Origin of the sequence: Mucilaginibacter sp. SG564 (assembly GCF_013149275.1) — a bacterium.
GTDB lineage: Bacteria > Bacteroidota > Bacteroidia > Sphingobacteriales > Sphingobacteriaceae > Mucilaginibacter.
The window spans coordinates 1-20,951 of record NZ_JABGNA010000015.1 but is presented as its reverse complement, the minus strand read 5'-3'; the positions used below and the strand labels follow the sequence as shown (position 1 = coordinate 20,951).

At 42.9% G+C, this 20,951-nt stretch carries 20 protein-coding genes; 9 read left to right on the top strand and 11 right to left on the bottom strand.

The genetic code is table 11. From position 1 onward, the window contains the following. Positions 1-228 precede the first annotated feature (228 nt). The 4 genes from FHW89_RS25435 to FHW89_RS25420 all read right to left on the bottom strand — a co-directional run bounded on the left by FHW89_RS25435 (position 229) and on the right by FHW89_RS25420 (position 2,517). Positions 229-390, bottom strand: coding sequence for a hypothetical protein (locus tag FHW89_RS25435; RefSeq protein ID WP_172337873.1), 162 nt, complete (start codon positions 388-390; stop codon positions 229-231). Positions 391-433: 43 nt separating this feature from the next. Continuing rightward, the gene (locus FHW89_RS25430; RefSeq protein WP_172337872.1) at positions 434-1,339 is read right to left on the bottom strand and encodes an alpha/beta fold hydrolase; all 906 of its coding nucleotides are present in this window, start codon (positions 1,337-1,339) and stop codon (positions 434-436) included. A 235-nt stretch (positions 1,340-1,574) separates the two neighbouring features. Then, positions 1,575-2,033 carry an SRPBCC domain-containing protein gene (locus FHW89_RS25425; protein WP_172337871.1) on the bottom strand — a complete coding sequence of 153 codons (459 nt, stop codon included), beginning with the start codon at positions 2,031-2,033 and terminating at the stop codon, positions 1,575-1,577. Further along, positions 2,026-2,517: an SRPBCC domain-containing protein gene (locus FHW89_RS25420; RefSeq protein WP_172337870.1), complete on the bottom strand. Its 492-nt coding sequence runs from the start codon at positions 2,515-2,517 to the stop codon at positions 2,026-2,028. The genes FHW89_RS25425 and FHW89_RS25420 overlap by 8 nt, the downstream gene beginning before the upstream one ends. A gap of 210 nt (positions 2,518-2,727) precedes the next feature. Between FHW89_RS25420 and FHW89_RS25415 the strand changes: the two genes are divergently transcribed. Then, positions 2,728-3,720 (top strand): GlxA family transcriptional regulator, encoded by a 993-nt coding sequence (locus FHW89_RS25415; RefSeq protein WP_172337869.1) that lies wholly within the window; start codon positions 2,728-2,730, stop codon positions 3,718-3,720. Between the two features lie 134 nt (positions 3,721-3,854). Continuing rightward, on the top strand, positions 3,855-5,021 hold the full coding sequence (locus tag FHW89_RS25410; RefSeq protein WP_172337868.1) for a macrolide family glycosyltransferase: 1,167 nt from the start codon (positions 3,855-3,857) through the stop codon (positions 5,019-5,021). Between the two features lie 310 nt (positions 5,022-5,331). Here the strand turns inward: FHW89_RS25410 and FHW89_RS25405 are convergent, their stop codons facing one another. Beyond that, positions 5,332-6,174, bottom strand: a complete 843-nt coding sequence (locus tag FHW89_RS25405; RefSeq protein WP_172337867.1) for a 5'-nucleotidase, lipoprotein e(P4) family — start codon at positions 6,172-6,174, stop codon at positions 5,332-5,334. Positions 6,175-6,305: 131 nt separating this feature from the next. Continuing rightward, complete coding sequence (gene msrA, locus FHW89_RS25400; protein WP_172337866.1) at positions 6,306-6,851, bottom strand: peptide-methionine (S)-S-oxide reductase MsrA; 546 nt, start codon at positions 6,849-6,851, stop codon at positions 6,306-6,308. Positions 6,852-6,964: 113 nt separating this feature from the next. Between msrA and FHW89_RS25395 the strand changes: the two genes are divergently transcribed. Further along, positions 6,965-7,363, top strand: a complete 399-nt coding sequence (locus tag FHW89_RS25395; RefSeq protein ID WP_172337865.1) for a DoxX family membrane protein — start codon at positions 6,965-6,967, stop codon at positions 7,361-7,363. A gap of 38 nt (positions 7,364-7,401) precedes the next feature. On the opposite strand, the gene FHW89_RS25390 is transcribed toward FHW89_RS25395, so the two are convergent. After that, positions 7,402-9,738: a M1 family metallopeptidase gene (locus FHW89_RS25390; protein ID WP_172337864.1), complete on the bottom strand. Its 2,337-nt coding sequence runs from the start codon at positions 9,736-9,738 to the stop codon at positions 7,402-7,404. Beyond that, positions 9,735-10,325, bottom strand: a complete 591-nt coding sequence (locus tag FHW89_RS25385) for a HupE/UreJ family protein (RefSeq protein ID WP_172337863.1) — start codon at positions 10,323-10,325, stop codon at positions 9,735-9,737. The genes FHW89_RS25390 and FHW89_RS25385 overlap by 4 nt, the downstream gene beginning before the upstream one ends. 68 nt (positions 10,326-10,393) lie before the next feature. On the opposite strand from FHW89_RS25385, the gene FHW89_RS25380 reads away from it, so the two are divergent. Continuing rightward, entirely contained in the window at positions 10,394-10,870 is a 477-nt protein-coding gene (locus FHW89_RS25380; protein WP_216650692.1) for a DUF6702 family protein, read from the top strand. A gap of 170 nt (positions 10,871-11,040) precedes the next feature. Here FHW89_RS25380 and FHW89_RS25375 read toward each other — a convergent pair whose 3' ends face one another. Continuing rightward, a complete protein-coding gene (locus FHW89_RS25375) occupies positions 11,041-11,637 on the bottom strand; it encodes an HD family hydrolase (protein WP_172337862.1) in 597 nt (198 codons plus the stop codon). Positions 11,638-11,847: 210 nt separating this feature from the next. Here FHW89_RS25375 and FHW89_RS25370 point away from each other — a divergent pair, with 210 nt between their 5' ends. Further along, positions 11,848-12,714 carry an aldose 1-epimerase family protein gene (locus FHW89_RS25370; protein WP_172337861.1) on the top strand — a complete coding sequence of 289 codons (867 nt, stop codon included), beginning with the start codon at positions 11,848-11,850 and terminating at the stop codon, positions 12,712-12,714. Between the two features lie 100 nt (positions 12,715-12,814). Then, the gene (locus tag FHW89_RS25365) at positions 12,815-13,159 is read left to right on the top strand and encodes a hypothetical protein (RefSeq protein WP_172337860.1); all 345 of its coding nucleotides are present in this window, start codon (positions 12,815-12,817) and stop codon (positions 13,157-13,159) included. 57 nt (positions 13,160-13,216) lie between these two features. On the opposite strand, the gene FHW89_RS25360 is transcribed toward FHW89_RS25365, so the two are convergent. Beyond that, complete coding sequence (locus tag FHW89_RS25360) at positions 13,217-16,021, bottom strand: DNA gyrase/topoisomerase IV subunit A (RefSeq protein ID WP_172337859.1); 2,805 nt, start codon at positions 16,019-16,021, stop codon at positions 13,217-13,219. A 285-nt stretch (positions 16,022-16,306) separates the two neighbouring features. Then, positions 16,307-17,500, bottom strand: coding sequence for a hypothetical protein (locus FHW89_RS25355; protein ID WP_172337858.1), 1,194 nt, complete (start codon positions 17,498-17,500; stop codon positions 16,307-16,309). A 382-nt stretch (positions 17,501-17,882) separates the two neighbouring features. On the opposite strand from FHW89_RS25355, the gene FHW89_RS25350 reads away from it, so the two are divergent. The 3 genes from FHW89_RS25350 to FHW89_RS29040 all read left to right on the top strand — a co-directional run bounded on the left by FHW89_RS25350 (position 17,883) and on the right by FHW89_RS29040 (position 20,014). After that, positions 17,883-18,662, top strand: a complete 780-nt coding sequence (locus tag FHW89_RS25350) for an SDR family oxidoreductase (RefSeq protein ID WP_172337857.1) — start codon at positions 17,883-17,885, stop codon at positions 18,660-18,662. A 412-nt stretch (positions 18,663-19,074) separates the two neighbouring features. After that, positions 19,075-19,881, top strand: a complete 807-nt coding sequence (locus tag FHW89_RS25345) for a phytanoyl-CoA dioxygenase family protein (RefSeq protein WP_172337856.1) — start codon at positions 19,075-19,077, stop codon at positions 19,879-19,881. 4 nt (positions 19,882-19,885) lie between these two features. Beyond that, positions 19,886-20,014: a hypothetical protein gene (locus FHW89_RS29040; RefSeq protein WP_256367825.1), complete on the top strand. Its 129-nt coding sequence runs from the start codon at positions 19,886-19,888 to the stop codon at positions 20,012-20,014. Positions 20,015-20,951 lie beyond the last annotated feature (937 nt).

The following is a 20,951-nucleotide window of genomic DNA, read 5'->3' as shown; positions in this document are numbered from 1 at the left end:
ATTGAATAACTTATTAGGGATAAATATAAGTTATATCTTGAATATTACAATAGCCGTGCGCCGTTACAAAAACTTTTTAAACCCTTTATTTTAACACTTTTTTGCTTAAAAACCGGGCAAAAACAATTGAAAAATGCTCTAAACTCACTCAAAACCATCGATTTTAACAAATTTTAACAAATTCTTGATGGCTTTTGAAAAGTTTAAAAAGTATTAATTTATTAATTATCAAATAACTACATACCAAACGATTGATTTTTGGGTGATATTTTCCCTTAACCAAACAGCCCGGTTCTCCTTTTTGATCAGGAAAACCGGGCTGTGTTTGTATACAAATATACGCATTTCCTGGCAGAATACCGTCAGGGTTTGCTTGCTAAACGTTGTCATTCTGCTTGTGAGCGGTGTTACCGTCTGGTATAGCTATTTTATTCTACTTAACAGGTGGTGTTTTCAAAAACCGGGTAATAATTGGGATCAAAAGATCAGTTTGGTCAACCACAGTTACATGTGACGTGCCGGGAAGAATTGCCAGTTGTTCATTCGGTAACTCATAAAGATCGCCCCAATTACCTCCGCCTAAAAGCCTGAACATAGCTATCTGGTGCTCAGGAGTACTCAGATCCTCATCGCCAAATATGAGCAGCACAGGCGGTTTTAAATTTTTAATATCGCTTGCCTGGAAGCCTTTCCATGTACCCATTAAGCCATACATCTTTTGGAGCAGTTTAGGCCATTTTGTAGAATCAGGAGCAACCTTATTGTAGTTTTTTCTCCAGACAGATTGATTCACATCCTCCGTTTTTTTAGCTCTCAACCCATCCGGATTTGCCATATTACCACCTTCCGGGCTATAAGATGTTGAGGCCAAAACCAAATGCCTAACCAATTCGGGATGAGTAATAGCTACCTGCAGTGCAACACCTCCACCCAGGCTGTAACCCAAAAAATCGGCATTGGTTACTTTTAATTGCTGTAGTAACGTTACCACATCACCGGCCATCGCTTCATAGCTTAAGGGGCGGTCAATGTCTGCGGTATGTCCGTGGGCCTGCATCTCGATACCGATTACCTGGTGATCCTTTGCCAATTCCGGGATTATTTTACCAAAGTCCTTATCGATGGTTGATAAAGCGCCATGAAGTAACACCACAGGAGCTCCTTTGCCTGCCGTTTCATAATACATTTTTATGCCATTTATCATCGCATAATTTCCGACAACGCCGGCCGTTTTAACATCCTTATTTGTTTTTGGTAAAGTTGCCGCCCGGGTACCGCTGTTAAAAGCGATGATCATGAACAGCACAGCAGGTATAGATATAATTTTTAAAGTTTTCATAATGCTTTAATTACGTGATTGGTTTTTGTGTTTTAAGTTATGTAAAGGTATAGCAGCATTATTACAGCAATAGCGTGTTATTACGACCTTTTTGGGGCGATATGCGACACTTATTTATCGCGCATTTATTCACTTTGGCCACTCTGGGATCATCGACCTAAATAAGCGTATTAAATAGAAGCTAACCTGCATCCTGATTAACGCAAATGATTAATATTGACTTTTTCTGCATTAATTATTTACTCAATTCTTCTATGGTGGTTGGTTTTCCTTTACCCGTGGTGATCAGGCTTTTTAAGCTACCAGTGATATATCCGGTCCAGGCATTGGAACAGTCTTTAAAACACTCAATGTCCGGCAATAAACCAACTTGTGTAAAGCGCAACTCTGTTTGGTTACCTTGTTTGGTTATATCAAAAACGATTTGGTTACCAGTCCACTCAGCTTCATCTTCAATAAAAGTCAGCTTACTATCGGTTACCAACCAAACGATCTTGGTGTTAGGAATAACCTCGATGAGCTTTTGCCTGGAATAGTGTATATCCCAAAACCGAACCGAAAATTCATCGTTAAGTTTTTCAGTGTTACCATCCACACCTTCTGTCCACCAGCCGCGCACATTATTGGTGGCATCAAAAACTTCCTTTGGTGTTTGATCAACCAGGAAACTGATTGTGAAATCTTGCTTAGTCATGCTGGCCTCCTTTCAATGTTTCTGCGCTATTAATAGCCGGAATATATGGGTTAGGTTTGCCTTTACCTGTTTCTATCAGGGCTTTTAAACTCCCGTTGATATAGTTGCCCCATGCATCTGAACAGATATTGTAACATTCATAAGCCGGTACCAAACCAATATGCGTAAAGGTGAGCTGCGTTTTGTCGCCCTTTTTGGCAATTTCAAAAACTATTTGCGTTCCTTTCCATTCGGTTTTGTCTTTGGTAAAATCAAAATGATTATCCACCACCAGCCAAACCACTTTTTTGCCGGGAACAAATTCGGTGATCTTCATTTTGCAGCGATGTACTTCCTTGTAGTGGTAGTTGAATTCTGCGTTTAGTTTATCGGTTGGGCCATCAATTTGCTCTGACCACCAGCCGCGAACGTTATTGACGGCATTAAATACCTGCTCAGGACTTTGATTGACCAGGAAAGAGGTTGTATAATCTTGCTTTGGCATGGGTTTTACATTTAACAGGGTTATAATTGTTGTGAGATAAATAATTAAAGGTTTCATATTGCAGTGAGATAAATAAGTGAAAATGTGATGTATGTTTTTTCTTACCATCAAAAGTATTGTGCATGACCGGCTTTTTCCGGGTGCCATATAGACATCATAGGGGGTTGATATAGACATCACTAACCATTATCTTTATCAAAAAACAGCGGCATGAAAAATGTAACTATCATCTTTCCCGGAGAACGAAGTAATCATAGTACAATAGCCTGCATAACGGGCGCTTTTGAAATATTTGACGTTGCCAACAGCTATTATAAGAGAACCGGCAAAGAAGAATTGTTTATCGTTCAATTAGCGGGTACAACTACCCGGGAGGAGATATCCGGGGGAATATTTACGGTACAGCCACAAGCCCATATTTCATCCATAACAAAAACCGACCTGATCATTATTCCTTCATCTATTCCGTTTTACCAAAAGGAAGGTAAAGAAAATGAAATGCTCCTGGAGTGGCTAAGGCAGCAATACAAAGCGGGTGCCGACATAGCCAGTATGTGTTCGGGCACATTTACGCTGGCTTCAGCGGGTTTGCTTGATGGCCGGAGTTGCTCTACGCATTGGGCCCATGCAGATGCCTTCAGGCAACAGTTCCCCAATGTAAGTTTAATGGCCGATCAACTCATAACGGACGAAAACAGAATATATACTAATGGTGGCGCTTATTCTTTTTTAAACCTGATGATATACCTGGTTGAGAAATATTACGATCGGCAAACAGCTATTTATTGTTCCAAGATCTTCCAGATAGAGATGGACAGGAACCGCCAATCGTCATTTGCCATATTTACCGGACAAAAACTTCATGGGGACGAGATGGTAGAACAAGCTCAATCCTTTATTGAAAGTAAGTTACAGGAGAAGCTATCGATAGAAGAACTTTCATCCAGCTTTTCGATCGGCCGCCGCAACTTTGATCGTAGGTTTATCAAAGCAACTGGTAATACACCTATCGAATACGCGCAAAGGGTGAAGATCGAATCGGCCAAAAAGGCATTGGAAACCAGCCGCAAAACCATTAACGAAGTGATGTACGAAGTGGGTTATTTGGATGTAAAAGCCTTCCGCGAGGTGTTCAGAAAAATTACGGGAATGTCGCCTTTAGAATATCGTAACAGGTATAATAAAGATGCCTTAAAGTATTAAAAAACGCATTTCTTCAAGCTTGTGTTATCACCACTGCATTATTTATGATGTACCTTTTTAGGTTAAATAGGTCCTCATTAAATTAATTCACAAATAACTTAAAATATTTCCCATGCCTGTTCGTCTTCATCGTTATGGCGAACTTATTATTTTTAGGGATGCCCTCGCATGGGCACGTGAACCCAACTTTAGGGTTAGTAGCTGAATTGACCTTCCGGGGTGAAACAGTGCATTATTTCGCGTCGGAAACTTTTAGGGCGAAGATCGAAGCTGCTGGCGCCGTTTTTTATGCATACAACGAAGACCTGGATATTTTCAAAGGCGGTAAACCGGGGCAAGGCGGCGGTCTGATGAGTGTGGCCAATAAAGCGCCCTCTGTAATAGCCGGTATCCTAAAACAAACCGCGGGAATTAAATTCGACTACCTCATTCATTCGGCGGCTTTCCCTTTTACGGGCGCAATAGTGCAATTGCTGAATATCCCCTCAGTTTCTTCACTTGCGGTTTTTGCCGGGCTCGATAGGTTTAAGCAAGTGGCTAATTTCCCCTTACCCGATAGTATCCGTACTGATTATGACCGGGTGGCGAATGAACTGAAGGCCACCTACGGCATCATCCTACCCAGCCATCCCATGGAACTTATGCTGTACCCCAGTCCGCTGAAATTGGTTTATACGTCGCGTTACTTTGCCCCGCCCCCGCCGTCTGATTATCTTGACGAAACCTGCCGTTTTGTAGGGCCTCCAATTTATGAGCGCAAGGAGGATATGGATTTCCCCTTTGAGAGATTGGCCAATAAGCGCGTACTTTATATATCATTGGGAACTGTTTTTGGTGGCTTCGATACACGAGTGTACTCTATTTTCAGAGAAGCATTTATCGATTGGGACGGCGTGGTAGTGATGACCGCACATGGTGTTGATTTAACCGGCATCCAGTTCCCTGATCATTTCATCGTGCGGGATTATGTACCGCAGAACGCGCTATTGAAACATACTGACGTAGCTATAACCCATGCGGGGATGAACAGCATGAGCGACCTGATCAGCAATGAAGTACCCTTCGTTAGCTTGCCCATGGGGGCAGATCAGCCACTACTGGCAGCCCGTGCAACCGAACTTGGCGCCACTATAACGCTGGACATTAATCAGCTACAGGCAGAGGAACTTAAAAATGCAGTCAATACTGTACGAACCGAACCCGGTTACCGGAATGCGATCGAAAAAATTGCCGACTCTTTTAGAGCGGCCGGTGGTTATCCAAAAGCAGTGGATGAAATATTTCAATTGGTGCATCATTAAAAGGGAGACACGCTTTGGCTGAGGTAAAGCTCAATGTTTAAACTGTGAGCAGATCAGGTACCTGTATTTACCCAATGGCCTAATAAATTAGTCTTTCAGCTTACGATCAATGTTATTTCCACATTACCACACCAATTACAAAAGTGGGTTTACATGGTTTACACTTTTTGCGGTTAACACTAATTTATATAACTGATAATCAAATAATTATAAATTATTTAGTTCGTTTTTTGGGTTTACAGTGTAAACCCAAAAAGTTTGAAGGAATATCCTTATCTGCGGTGTCATCATCGTTCGCCGTAAGCCGTATCTACCTGTCGGCCTTTACTTTAGCCCGGATAATCGAATCCCTTTGCGCAGGGCTCAGCTTATAGTTATACTGAAACAGCGCGCCTTCAAAATCACCGTATGATGGGTTCGGGATCACGATATAGCGGCTGCCGAATTCTTTTTGCAGTTTTTGGGTTATCGCGGTACGGTTTTCTTCGGTAGGATGATTGTCATACAGCATATCAAAATCGGGTAGGTTATCGCCGCAGAGCAGCAATATTTCGTGCGTTTTTAATACTTCCTGGCGGCGCTCTTCTTTGCTGGAGTTGCCGTTTTTTAAAAACAAATGCTCGTCATTGGCGTTGGGCATGGCATATTTCTGCAGGTTATACAGCGTAGCGCCGCGCTCATTCTCGTTACGGTTGGTGATATAGTAAATGGTGATACCTTTGGATGCCGCGTATTTAAAAAAGGCGGGAGCACCGGGTACGGTATCTGCCTGGGCTTTATCTGTCCACTGTTTCCAGGTTTTATCGCTGTAATCCTGATTTTTTAAACCCTGGGCTGCATCATAGGGACTATTATCTAACAAAGTTTCGTCGATATCGGTCACAATAGCCAGCGGTTTTGTACTTACCTTTTTTACACCTTCGTCCACACGTTGTTTGGCTATATTATATGCCTGAAAACACAAAGCCCGGTATTCGGCAGCTCGTTGCTGCCATAACGAGGCCCATATTTTACCATCATTAGTAATGGAGGTGTTGCCATTAGCAACGGATGCTGTATTTGCTGAGGATGTTGTTGTTGTAGTTGCTTTTTTTGAGGCGCAGGCGCCGAGCACCAAAAGGGCGGGTATTAGATAGCTATAACTTTTTTTCATTTTTTGAGCATAAACCAATAGAATGTCATGCTGAACTCGTTTCAGCATCTCACATGCGAGGTTTACAGCATGCTGGCTACCTGTGCTGTGGGATCCCGAAATAAATTCGGGATGACCAACATATTAGACTTTTATAATAGTTCGGGCTTAATTTTATCCTTGAACTCTTTGGCAAATTTATTCAGTTTTGGCTGGATCACAAATGCGCAGTATGATTTATTGGGATTATCATTAAAATAGTTCTGATGATAATCTTCAGCAGAATAAAACTCGCTGGCCGGAGTAATTTCGGTAACTATCGGATCGTCAAACACATGCTCGTTGGTGAGCGTTTTGATCATGGCTTCTGAGGCCAGTTTTTGCTCCTCGGTATAATAAAATATGGCCGAACGGTATTGGGTACCTACATCGTTGCCCTGACGGTTGAGCGTAGTTGGGTTATGCGTTTTGAAAAACACCAGCAGTAACTCGTCAAACGAAATTACGTCGGCATCATATTCCAGGTGTATCACTTCGGCATGGCCGGTGGCGCCGGTACAAACCTGCTCATAAGTAGGGTTTAAAACCTTACCGCCCATATAACCTGACGTTACTGATGTTACACCTTTAAGTGATTGAAATACAGCTTCGGTGCACCAAAAGCAACCGTTGCCAAATGTTATTTTTTGTATGTTCATGCTATTTATAAACGAAGTTAATACTTGTTTGGTTTGTCCGGATAATGTATGGTTTGAATATGTCAATTAAATTACTAAATTAGTAATTACACGTCCACTAAAACCCTAAATTCATGAAAATTGCAGTATTAATCGCCCGCATTTTACTGGGCCTCATCTTTGTGGTATTTGGTCTGAATTTCTTTTTTCATTTTTCGTTTATGCCAGCACCGGCACCCATGTCCGATAAAGCACAAGCCTTTGCCGGCGGACTTTATGGCTCCGGGTATTTTTTCCAGTACATGAAAGTTATTGAAATTGTAAGCGGCCTGGCTATATTGTTTAACCGTTATACCGCTCTGTTTTTACTCATCCTGTTCCCGGTAAGCGTGAACATATTTCTGTTTCATTCCATTTTAGTGCCTTCAGGCGTGCCCGTTGCAGCTGTTATTATTATACTGCACCTGTTTTTGGCTTTTGCCTATCGTAAATATTACGCCAGCCTATTTACAGCTGTGCCAACCATATCATAAGCAAAAAGCCTCCCGATGTACATCGGGAGGCTTTTTGCTTATTGACTCTTTTGGGCTTGTTGCATGGGATTTGGCCCGCTGGTTGCGCCACGTGGTAGGCTTTGCTGTTTAAACAGTTCAAACCTTGATGGCTGGTATTCGCGGGGCCAACTGTTATTGCTTTCGTCAATATCGGCGGTTTCGCGGTATGGATCGAGCTTAATGCCTTTTACTTCTTTGGTTTTGGCAAAAACCTTGGTGATCTTATTTTCATTTTTACGCCAGATGTAGGCCGATATTTTTTCAACCTCCCTGGTACCATCGGCATAGGTCCACTCAATAATTAAAGGAGTAACCAGGCCACCTTTGTTGCTGAAGCTAACCTCGTAAAAGTAGTTCTTACTATCATACAGTTTCTTTTCGGCAGGGCTGGCGGCATTATACATGGCCTGGTAACTTTGTGTGGTAGCCGGTGTTGCCGCGAAACGATCCCATTTACTGTAAAAGTCCTGCAAGGCAGTATCCGCCTCAACCGCGAAACGGGTACCCGCTTCTTTATTACGGGTGGTGCTGATATTTTCGAGATTACGATCATACTGGGCACGATCGGCAGTAGCTTCCACAGCCGGGTTTTTGGTATTGAGGCGATAGTATTTTACGCTGTCGATAGATACGTCGACAGGTTCGGTTCCGTAGAACCATCCGCGCCAGAACCAGTCCAGATCAACCGCCGAAGCATCTTCCATGGTGCGGAAAAAGTCGGCAGGCGTTGGGTGCTTAAAGGCCCAGCGGTGCGCGTAGGTTTTAAAGGCGTAGTCAAACAGTTCGCGGCCCATTACGGTTTCGCGCAGTACATTTAGTGCCGTTGCCGGTTTGGCGTAAGCGTTGGGGCCAAACATCACAATGTTCTCCGAGTTGGTCATGATGGGCTCTAACTGATCTTTCGGCAGTTTCATGTAATCAACAATCTTATAGGCCGGACCGCGTTGCGAGGGATAGCGGCTATCCCACTCCTGCTCGGCCATGTACTGGCAAAAGGTATTCAGGCCCTCATCCATCCAGGTCCACTGGCGCTCATCAGAGTTCACGATCATCGGGAAAAAGTTGTGCCCAACTTCGTGAATAATTACACCGATCATACCGTTTTTTGTGGCCTCGCTGTAAGTACCATCCTTTTCGGCACGACCATAGTTAAAGCAGATCATCGGGTATTCCATACCGTTGGAGGCTTCTACAGAAATAGCTACCGGGTACGGATAAGGGAAGGTATGTTTAGAATACGTTTTCAAGGTGTGAGCAACAACCTTGGTGGAGTACCTGCGATAAAGCGGGTAAGCCTCCGGGCCGTAGTACGACATGGCCATCACTTTTTTATCACCATCAATCTGGGTGCTCATGGCATCCCAAACTATACGGCGTGAAGATACCCAGGCAAAATCACGTACATTTTCGGCATGAAAGGTCCAGGTTTTGCGTGCTGAAGCATGGTTTTTCATGGCCTGTTTTACTTCATCCAGCGTAACTATCTCCTGCGGTGCAGTTGCAGATTGCGCGGCATTCCAGCGTTTCAGCTGTGCCGCGGTAAGGGTTTGCGCGTAGTTAGAGCATTGACCGGTACCACCTACAATATGATCGGCAGGTACGTTCATGCTCACCTTAAAATCGCCAAAGGTTAATGCAAATTCACCGCGACCCGTAAATTGCTTGTTTTGCCAGCCCTGAAAATCGCTGTAAACAGCCATACGCGGGTACCATTGTGTCATGGTATACAGGTAATTGCCATCCTCTGCGAAGTATTCATAGCCTCCGCGACCGCCAATAGTTAAACGATCAGATATATTATACCACCAGTTAATTTTAAAGCGGAATTTCTGTCCGGGCGGTAAAGTAACAGGGAGCTCAATACGCATCATGGTTTGGTTAATGGTATAGCTGAGCGCGTTGCCATTGGCATCTTTTACACTCACAATATGGTTACCCAGATCAAGATCATGACCCATAATGCCTTGCAACTGACGGATGGTCATTTTGCTTTGCATTTTACTTTCATCAAACCTGGCACTTTCGGCATCCTTCTTATGCTCATTCTCATCCAACTGCAGCCACAAGTAAGTAAGCGGATCGGGCGAGTTATTAGTATACGTTATGGTTTCGTTACCATCTAAACGTTGTTTATCATCGTTAAGGGTGGCGCTGATTTCGTAATCGGCCTTTTGCTGCCAGTATTTTGGCCCGGGAGCTCCCGAAGCCGAACGGTACTCATTAGGCGTAGAGATCATGGTACCCAGCTGTTCAAAACGGTTACCGTGGTTTGAGCCTGGATTGTTATCATACTGCGCCCAGGCAGCTGATGTTAATAGTGAACAGGAAAATAATGCGAAGTAAAATTTATTCATCTGAATTTTATGAGTAAAAAGCGCTCGATGCACATGATAAAAGCAATTCCAAATATAGCCGACGAGAGGAACATTGTCCACTCCCGTTGTGGTGTTTTAGCAAATTTGATGAGTAAATAAGAGATAAGTAACGCAGATATCACAATTAACACCTGCCCAAACTCCAATCCAAGGTTAAAAGCAAACAGCTGAGCGGTAATATTACTGCTGCTGCCCAGCAAACTTTTGAGGTAATTAGAAAAACCCATACCATGTATCAGCCCGAAAAAAAGGGCCAGCGTATAGTTAAGGCGCATGGTAGTGGCGGTTCGTTTTTTATTGAATACATTTACCAGGCTGGTAAAAACAATGGTTACGGGTATCAGGAATTCAATAAGGGATGTATTGATATGAATGATATTTAAAACACTTAACGCAAGGGTGATAGAATGCCCTATGGTGAACGCGGTAACCAGCACCAGAACCTTGCGCCAATCGGCCAGCAGGTAAGTTCCGCACAGTACGGTTACAAACAAAATATGGTCGTACCCCGCCCAATTACAGATATGCTGCCACCCCAGTTCAAAGTATAAAGAAAAATCAGTCATGTAGTCAAATTCGCAATTGCCAATAAAAATAACGTTTTTTGTGTAAAACAAAACAAGTTAACGCAATTATGTTGCAATTAATAATCATCAGCTGGCTCAGCTTGTTCCATCCATTTTATGTGAGCGTTACCGAAATTAACCATAACGCCCGCAGCCAGGAAGTTGAAATAAGCTGCCGTATATTTTACGACGATTTGGAGCGTACGCTGGAAAAACAATATCATACCCACGTAGATATTGTAAAGCCCGCGGATAAAACCAAAATGAACCAGCTGCTGAATGATTATATTAAAAAACACCTGATTGTTAAAGCCGATGGCAAACAGCTCGCGTTAAGTTATGTAGGTTACGAAATTCAGGAAGATGCCGCATGGACCTATTTTGAGGTAAAGGGTATTAATAAAGTAAAGAAATTTGAGGTACATGACGATTTGCTGTTCACCGAGCATCCCGAGCAAATCAACATGCTGCATGTAACCGTAGGCGGCCAGCGTAAAAGCACCAAACTCAGTAACCCGGAGAGCGACGCGGCGTTTGAGTTTTAAGGAGGGTGTGTCCTTCTAAACGCGTCAATTGCGAGGAGGAACGACGTGGCAATCCCCTATATGCAAAGCGTCTCTGTAAGTAGGGGATTGCCACGCTGCGCTCGCAATGACGTAATTTTTTCACCTTCCCTGTCTGGTAGCTTAAATCCCTTGCTCTTTGCTCCTTCTCCCTACTCCCCTTTTTTCAAAATGCCTTTCTGAACACTTTCGTCTATTAGCGCTTTGGCAAAATTCCACAGGGATTGCGAGCCTTTTTGTATAATACTTTTCTTTTGAACAACCTGTTCATAGCTTACATTATACTCCTGCCAGGTGCCACCATTGTTGGATACATTTTGCAATAAGGGTTCCATTCTGTCCATAGCCCGGGCAAATTTAGCTTCAGCGGTTTCACCGGCTTCAAACTCTTCCCAAATGGTTATAAATTCTTCGGCCTGTTCTACGGGTAATAGTCCAAATATCCTTTCGGCGGCTTTGCGCTCGGCTTCGGTATTGGTGTGATTGAGGACGGTATCGTACAAAAACACATCGCCGGCATCAATCTCAACTACGTCATGGATCAGCAGCATTTTGATCACCTTAAGCGTGTCTACCGGCTCATTGGAGTGTTCGGCCAAAACCATGGTCATAACCGCTAAATGCCAGCTATGCTCGGCATCGTTCTCGGGTCTGTCGCTGTTAAAAAGGCGGGTTTTACGCTGGATGTATTTTACTTTGTCTATTTCGTGGATGAAGGCCACTTGCTGAAGGAGATGCTCAAAATTCATATCTTATGTTTAAGCATTGCAAATATAACTCATATTTAAGTTTACACACGGTTTTAATGAAAAAGAAACAGGATACGGTTTGTTTTGTTAAATAAACCATAGCTCAAAAATTACACCTTTTTGTATTATCCGGCACATCCGATTTCACAAAAATTGCTGTAACTTGCTTGCATATTAGTTAACTTTTCTAAAAATAATTGCCGTTGACGTATGACCGTATTAGAAAACGAGTTTCTTAAAGTAGCCATTGATTTGAAAGGCGCGCAGCTCAGTTCATTTTATAACAAGCAAACGGGTATTGAGCACCTTTGGCAGGCTGATCCTGATGTTTGGCCCTGGCATTCGCCCAATCTTTTCCCGGTTGTAGGCGGCCTCATCAATAACCAATTACTGGTTGACGGGCAAGCGTACGATATGGCGCGACATGGTATTGCAAGGCAATCGGAATTTATTCTACTGGAAGCTGACGAGGTGTCTGCCAGCTTCTCGCTCCCGTACTGCGAAAAAACCTTGCTGGTATATCCATTTAAATTTGATTACCAAGTTTTATACACACTTATCGATAATTCGCTAAGGATAACACATAAGGTGATCAATCTGGATAAAAAGACCATTTATTTTTCGGTCGGAGCACATCCAGCCTTTAACATTCCATTTTTTAAAGGCGAAAATTACGAGGATTATTACCTTGAATTTGAAACCGATGAGCATCTGGAAGCCAATATGCTATCGGCTGATGGCTTTTTTACCGGCGAAACCCACCCGGTAGCTACGCCAGGGAATAAGCTTTATTTGACCCGCCACCTGTTTGACGCCGACGCCCTTGTTTTTAAGCAACTCAACTCCCGGATGGTAAGTATCAAAAGCAAAAAGCATGATCAATCTGTTTCGGTTGAATTTCCACACTATAATTATTTAGGCGTGTGGGCAAAACCCGGTGCCGATTTTGTATGTATTGAACCCTGGCTGGGCTGCGCCGATACCGAGGGACAACATGTAAATATCAATAAAAAAGAGGCGATACAAACCCTGCATGCAGGCCATGTTTTTGAAGCACCCTATTTTATTAGTCTTTAGGTATGATTTTGCAATAAAAAATAAGGAAAGCAGTAAAACATTTTTGCCGCTTTTTTATTTTACAATAATTAAACACAACACGTTATTAAAACTAATTAACATGAAAAAGAAAATTTATCTTATCGCGCTCACCATGCTGCTTTCTGTCGCGGCATTTAACAGTTACGCTTCTACTGCTACAGACGGTGCTTTAACCATACTGAGCAAAGAACAAATAGCCAGTATGACCACTGAGCAAAAACAGGCGCGCATTGAAGAGATCAAAGCCCGGGTGAATGAAATTAAAGCAATGGATAAGTCGGAGCTTACCAAACAGGATAAAAAAGAACTACGTACCGAATTGAAAGGTTTAAAACACGAAGCAAACGCTTTAGGCGGCGGCGGTATTTATCTTTCTGTTGGTGCTATTATCATCATCATCCTGGTATTGATCCTGATACTGTAATTTATATACAAATTGAAACAAAAAAGCCTCCCGGTATAAACGAGAGGCTTTTTTGTTTTAAAACAAGCCTAACTGGCCCTTATCATCTAACTGGATATCATCCGGATTGGTGATCTCAAAGTCGACCTTTTTATGAACTTCCTTGGGCTGATCATCAGGCTCCGGTTCTTTGGCCGGAGACTCTGCCACTGCCGGCTTTTCGGCTACCGGCGCTTTGGGCTTCGGGTCAGTTTTGGGCTGCTCCACTTCTTCCGTTTCTTTCTGCCCGGATGCGTCTGATTCTGCCTGTTCGTCCGTTATTGTTTCCGGTTCTTCAGCCTCAGCGTCAACAACATCATCAGCGCTTTCACTGTCGGCTATTAGGTCCACCGATTTTACCGGGAATTGCGACAGGCGGTTGCCCATGGCCTTCATCCCTTTTACATCAATCAGTTCGGCCAGGTTTATTTCAATCGTTTCGGGAGTTTGATCTTTACCTTTCAGTTGTACCAGACTCACCAGCGGCGATTCTTTTGCTATCAATATTAATTTCGATCCGGCTTCTTCGCTGATGATGCTTACCTGTTTACCCAATGCTATAGGCTCAAACGAGAAACGCTTTACCATATAGTTTTTCGATTTGCCATCCAGGTGAATAACCGAGTAAACTTTTTTAGGATTGTATTTTTCGATAAGGATCATCTTATCATCAAAATGATTGTTCAGATCAAAGCTGGTGAGTTCGTACACGCCGTTGCTCAACACATTCAATATGCGGTCGTCGCCATCAAATTCGCCCAGGTATTTGCCACGACTATCGGCATTCAGGCGTTTCAGGATATCGTCGTACCAGATCTTTCTACCGGCCAGTGTGGATACACCTTTGCTTTTCAGGATGATCTTTTTAACCGGGTATTTGGTGATGATATTACCCATCGATCCACGACCTTTGATAGCCAGGGCGGCAAAATCTTCGTCGAACTGCAGCTTTTTGAGTTTGGAATGTGGTTTAAGCTGCACGTTCACTACTTCGGCTTCGCCATTTGGATTGGCCGAGAAGTAAAGCACCTTGGTACCCTTAGTGCCTTTGGTAAGGTCGTACTCCTTGTCGCGGGTTACACCCACCACCGAAAAGCGCTTGATATAGCTGATACCACTTGTACCATCCTTATAAATCATGTTGTACACCGTGCGCTCATCGTTCTTTTTAAATACAGCTACGTGGATGATCTCCTTACCCACAAAAACCTTGTCCTGCACCTTAGTAATAATGCAGCGCCCATCGGCACGGAAAACGATGATCTCGTCAATATCCGAGCAATCGCCAACCAGTTCTACAGAACCATCTTTTTTAAGCCCCGAACCGATAAAACCATCCTCGCGACTTACATATAATTTGATATTGGCCAGGGCCACCTGGGCGGCTTCTACCTTATCAAAGGTGCGCAGTTCGGTTTTACGTTCGCGATCTTTGCCATATTTTTCCTTCAGTTTTTCAAACCAGGCAATGGTATAATCAGTAAGGTGTTTCAGGTGATGTTTTACCTGTTTGATCTCGTTCTCCAGGGTTTTCATCAGCTCATCCGCCTTCTTCACATCAAAGCGGGTAATGCTGCTCATCGGCTTATCGATCAGCTTTTTATAATCCTCGGGCAATATCTCGCGGTAAAACTGCGGGAAGAAAGGCTCGAACAAACGGTTCAATACCTCCAGTACAGCTTCAAAATTACCTGAGTTTTCATATTCGGGGTGTTTGTACATCCCCTCCTGTATAAATATTTTGAGTAAGGAGCTAAAGAAGATGCGCTCCATCAACTCTTTCAGCCTGATTTCCAGTTCCTGTTTCAGCAGGTCGCGGGTAAAATGAGTGCTCTCGGCAAGCATGTCATTTACGCTCATGAAGCGTGGCTTATCATCCTGGATAACGCAGGTATTGGGCGATATGGATACTTCGCAATCGGTAAAGGCGTACAGCGCGTCGATAGTTACATCGGGCGAAATACCGGGTGCCAGGTGAATAATGATCTCGACATTCTGGGCGGTATTATCTTCGATCTTTTTGATCTTGATCTTACCCTTATCATTGGCCGATATTACACTATCGATCAAACTGCCGGTAGTGGTGGAGAATGGGATCTCGGTTATAGCCAGCGTTTTTTTATCGCGCTCCACAATTTTAGCGCGTACACGGATCTTACCGCCGCGCTGCCCTTCGTTATATAACGAGGCATCGGCCATACCACCTGTAGGAAAATCGGGTACCAGGTTTGGCCGCTCGCCCTTCAATACGCCGATAGATGCATCCAGCAGCTCAATAAAGTTGTGGGGTAATATTTTGGTAGCCAAACCTACGGCGATACCTTCGGCGCCCTGTGCCAGCAGCAAAGGGAACTTTACCGGCAGGGTAATAGGCTCCTTGTTACGACCATCATAACTGGCCTGCCAAACGGTAGTATCGGCATTAAAAACAACATCAAGGGCGAATTTCGACAGGCGCGCTTCAATATAACGCGGTGCCGCGGCCGAGTCGCCGGTTACCGGGTCGCCCCAGTTACCCTGGCAATCGATGAGCAGGTTTTTTTGGCCAATCTGCACCATAGCATCGCCAATAGAGGCATCACCATGCGGGTGATACTTCATGGTATTACCTATTACGTTGGCAGCCTTGTTAAAACGCCCGTCGTCCATTTCCTTAAGGGAGTGGAGGATACGGCGCTGTACAGGTTTTAAACCATCGTTGATATGCGGAACGGCACGGTCGAGAATTACGTAAGAGGCATAATCCAGAAACCAGTTTTCGTATAACCCGTCGAGAGAGGTAACATTATGTAATTTTTGTTCATTGCTGTCGGGGATATCGTTTTGATTCAGATCTTCACTCATTATATGCTAAAAAACTTTTCGATGGGTAAAGATAAAAAATTATGCGCGGATGTGCCGACGGCGGATTTACACATTTTAGATTTTGTTAACAATTGGGGACAAAATCTAAAAAATGTTCTCTGTGCTTCATTGCGAGGTACGAAGAAGGAGCCCCCTCTAAACGGCGAAGCCCTCATGTAATAATCTCCCTCAAAGGGGGAGACTTCAAAAAAACGGCTAAAGCCCTCTCCTTTGGAGAGGGTTGGGTGAGGCTCCTATTTCTTAACTCTTAATCTCCTGGCTCTCTCACTTCACTATATCATTACAAATAAACAAACCATACTTGTTATCCATATTCAATACTTTGCCTTCCAGCACGCTTTGCCCGGCGCTGGCGGGGTTATTTCCCCGGCCCAGTGGCCAGCTGCCGTTAGTATATAAAATACTGATACCCGCGGTACTTGCCAGGCTCAATCCAAAATCGGTACAGTTATTTTTATTGAGGTTGTAGTTTTTCATGTCGTACTGTTTTATCACTCTAAGTATCCTTTTAAACCGGCGCTCGGATATGAATTTGCCCACAGTTTCGTCCCAGTCATGCTGTTCATCATTTTTAAAAACGGAGCCTGTTGTAGGGAACAATGGTGTGGCCGATAAAAAGTGATCTTTTTTGGGATAAAAACCGAACGACCGGGACACCGATGTGGAATCGGTATTATATTTTATAAGGGTAATAAAGGTATGCCCTACTTTACTGAGTTTCACAAATATTTTTCGTTTGCCCGATACCGGTTGTGAAATATGGATCAGCAGGGCATAGGCCGAAGCTTTTTTACCATCATCAAAAGGATCAATGATATTGGCCAGCTGCGTAGTCGGCGATTTTACTTCACGGGCTGTATACTGGTAATTATTTGAATCGGCTAATATTTGCTCATCCTTATGGTTAATGGTCAGCAAACCGGTTACCGAAGTATCACGCTGTAAAGCAGCCAGGGTAAATGCAGGTTTACGCTCTGCTATATAGGTAGTGTCCCAGGCGGCGGAATCAATCAAATGTGTATTTGCATCTTCCCCCACGGGCAGCGTTTTAAAATAACACTTCATCGCCAGCGAATACATCCGGAGCCGGGCGAATATATTGGCCATATGATAATAAAACTTATGACTACGTTTTTTATCGGCAGTAACGGCTTTTAACTGGTTGGATTTTAAAAGATCAACAACGGGACGGGCATCATGCTTTTTCCCATAAACATCAAGGTCGGCAATTCTTTGCAGATAGCTATCTTCGTCAAAGTCGGCCGCGTTCAGGGTATTATCTGCAACAACATCAGGCTTTTTTATGGTATTTGCGGCCATTACCCTGCTATGCACACCACCCGAGTCGACCCTTAACTGCGCATACCTAACTACCGGAACATCCTGTGCATAAAGCGGAATTTGAAACGATAGTGATATAATAGCGCTATATCCTATCCATCGTAATAATGCTTTCATTGAATTGCGGTTTGGTTGAACAAACGGTTATTAAAAACGAAAGCCTTTCATAAAAACTGAAAGGCCAACAATATATATTTATCTGTATTTTATACTGTCGCCTTTACCATAACCGTGTGCTACAACACATAACGTTGCATACAGAATTAATGATATAAGCGGCATTTGTAATCATATGGATACAAACATACGAATAGTCTACAATTTTAGTAGTCATTTTGTAAAAGATTTTTGTACACTTGTTTAACTTCACCCCAGCTCTCTCCTTTGGAGAGGGAGCTAAAAACAAAATGCAAGGCAAAGTCACTTCCTTTAGTGAGGGTTTAGGTGAGGTAGATAGTTAGTTTTTTATACTTGTTTGTTTTAATATTATAGTTATTACATGAATACTTACGCGTTAATTACCGGGGCCAGTAAAGGCATAGGTCGGGCTTTAGCCATACAGCTGGCTAAAAAAGGTTATCCTGTTTTGCTGGTGGCCCGTTCTGCGGATGAGTTGCAGACATTGGCAACGGAAATAATAGTACAATACCAGGTAAAGGCCCAATGGCTCGCTATCGACCTATCTGATAACGATGCTGCTGAACGGGTTATCAAATGGTGTACCGATCATGTCTATGCCGTATCTGTATTGATCAACAACGCGGGATACGGCCTTTGGGGCAGTTTTGAAACTGTAGACATAGCTGGGCAACTCAACGTGATCGGTTTAAATATCAATACGCTGGTAAAACTAACGCATGCGTTTATCCCTTTATTAAAGCAACAATCACCGGCTTATATTTTAAACGTGGGCAGTACAGCAGCCTACCAGGCCGTACCTACGCTGGGGGTTTACTCGGCAACTAAAGCTTTTGTACTGTCATTTACCCGGGCTTTAAGATATGAGCTTAAAAGTTCTCCGATATCGGTAAGTTGCCTTAGTCCCGGCCCTACCGATACGGGCTTTGCCCATCGCGCAGGTTTGGATGCCTTTGCCGATCTGGCTGCTAAATTCAATATGCAGCCCGAGGAAGTAGCAGCAATAGGACTGAAAGGACTGTTCAACAAAAAGGCCGAAATTATACCCGGTTTATTAAACAAGCTTTCGGTGACCGGGGCCCGGCTCTTGCCCAAAGCCCTTATTGAAAAAATAGGCGGCGATTTGTACAAGAGTAAGTAGCACCCCCTCTAAACGGCGAAGCCCTCATGTAATAATCCCCCCCGAAAGGGGAGACTTTTAGAAAATATTTTAAAGCCCTCCCTTTTGGGGAGGGTTGGGTGGGGCTCCTCCTCGCAATGACATGTTAAATAAGGTTTTAAAAAATATTTTCATAATTATTTGTTTTTTCCGATTCACTTCCTACATTTGCAATGTCTATTAAATCTATAGACATTATATATTAAATAATTGACAACACAAATTTTACATATCACCAACGCATGTTACATGCGAATGCCTTTCGCCAGGAGGGTAATGGTTTGTTGTTGTTGTTGTTGATCTTTTTCATCCCGCTGCACACCGTAATACCATGACCGGCTATCACATAGCCTGGGATTTTTCACATTATTTTTCCACCGTTTACATTTTCAACATGAGTACTGTATATAAAAAATTCACCTTAGGCGATAAGCTTACTACCGAACAACACAACTTTTTTAATGAGCACGGATTTATCCATTTCAAAAATTTTATTAATCCCGAAACCGTACAATCAATTACCCGGGCATCTGAGCAGGTGCAGGAGCAATGGATAAAAAACGAGGTAGCCAAGGTGAATGGCGTACCTATAAAATATGGCAAAGATCTGAATGGCGACACTATTGTACAGCGTTTCGCTTTTATTAACCAGCACCACCCGGTATTTGCCGAGTTTATACAGGATCCCCGCTTTAATACTTTGCTTGATCTTATTGGCCCTGATGCCAGGTTTGGTACACATGAAAAAGATGGAATGGTATTGAATCATTACGTAAACAGCGAACAAAGCAGCTTTACCAAAATGGGCTGGCACACCGATGGCTTGCGCGATATCTTCCACGGACAAAAATTAAACCCGATGCTTAATGTGGGTATCCACCTGAGTACCCTGAAACCAGAGAATGGAGGACTAAGGATACTACCCGGAACTCATAAACAGGGCTTATACCAAATGTTGTTTAAAAAGAAATATTTCCTGGATCATGATGCTGATGAAAATGAACTGGCCATTACACCAGAAGCCGGCGACCTCACCATTCATGACGGCAGGTTATGGCACCGGGTAGCGCAGTCGTCGGTAGTTGGCGAGGACAGTCGCCGCAGGGTAATCTATGTACCCATTATTGCGGGGAAATATGCTCCGAAAGATGCCAACAGCCCTACTGTGTTTTATCAAAAATTTGCAGGCTTAGTTAAATAACCAGATGCTTATACTCTTATTATTCGGCTATTTGGCACGCACAGGTAAGCTTGCCCCGGCACAAAACGCGTTACTCAAATTAAAATATTATTATAAAGGCAGGCGAGCTGCTTTTGTACGTGTATTAAGCTAACGCGAAATATTATAAATGAAAAAACAATTACAATTTAATCTACTAAATACATAGATTTAATAGAATTAATATTATATTTGCAACAGAAAGTTTATAAATGGTGGTTCATTTAATATAAGCAAGCAGGTGCTGGTTCGGCAGCAAACGGATGGGTTCGATTCCCTCCCCTGCATCTCTCTTCTCTCATATTTATGTTTTATAATTGGTTAATTAGAGTTCCTGCCCATCAGGAGCTCTTTTTTTGTTTTATCCTCTGCGAGTAATGCCATTATTTAAGACTACTCCGGAGGAGTAAAAGCTTTGTAGTAGACAAACAATAAGTATTTAGCATGCCGGAGGTATGCAACGGATGTGCAGTACCTCCGGCACTGAATAGGAATTTACCCTTTTCTACAAAGCTTTAACCCCTTTGGGGTTTAAAAAAACCTTAAATAATGACATTACTCTTAAAAGCTCAATTATTTTTTAAATGAAGAGGCGCCTACTTGCGCCTCTTACATCATAATATTTTTAAACCTTAATAAGTATCCTCTTATGTGATTATTTAACGATTTGATAAAATCAATTTTACTTATTAAAAAAATTTAAAAAGTAGTTGAAATTAAAAATTAGTTTTATTAAGTTTGTAACAATAATGTACAGCATGTTATTCAACGGAATTTACTTGAGCCTCATGTCGGTGAGGTTTAAAAGGTTTTGTTAATTGGTTTGATAAAAATCCTCGTTTCGGCGGGGGTTTTTTGTATAGTGACTTTTTTTATTCATCATATAACTAAAACACAGGTTCTTAGAAAATTATGGCCCGATTAAATTTATTGGAAGAGACCCGGTACGAGAAGCTACCGGTAAGCGTTTATGGCAGTCAACAGGAAGCCTCACTGGCAGTAGCCGCCCGCATTGCTAAACTGATCCGTGATAAACAATCACGTGGCGAAAA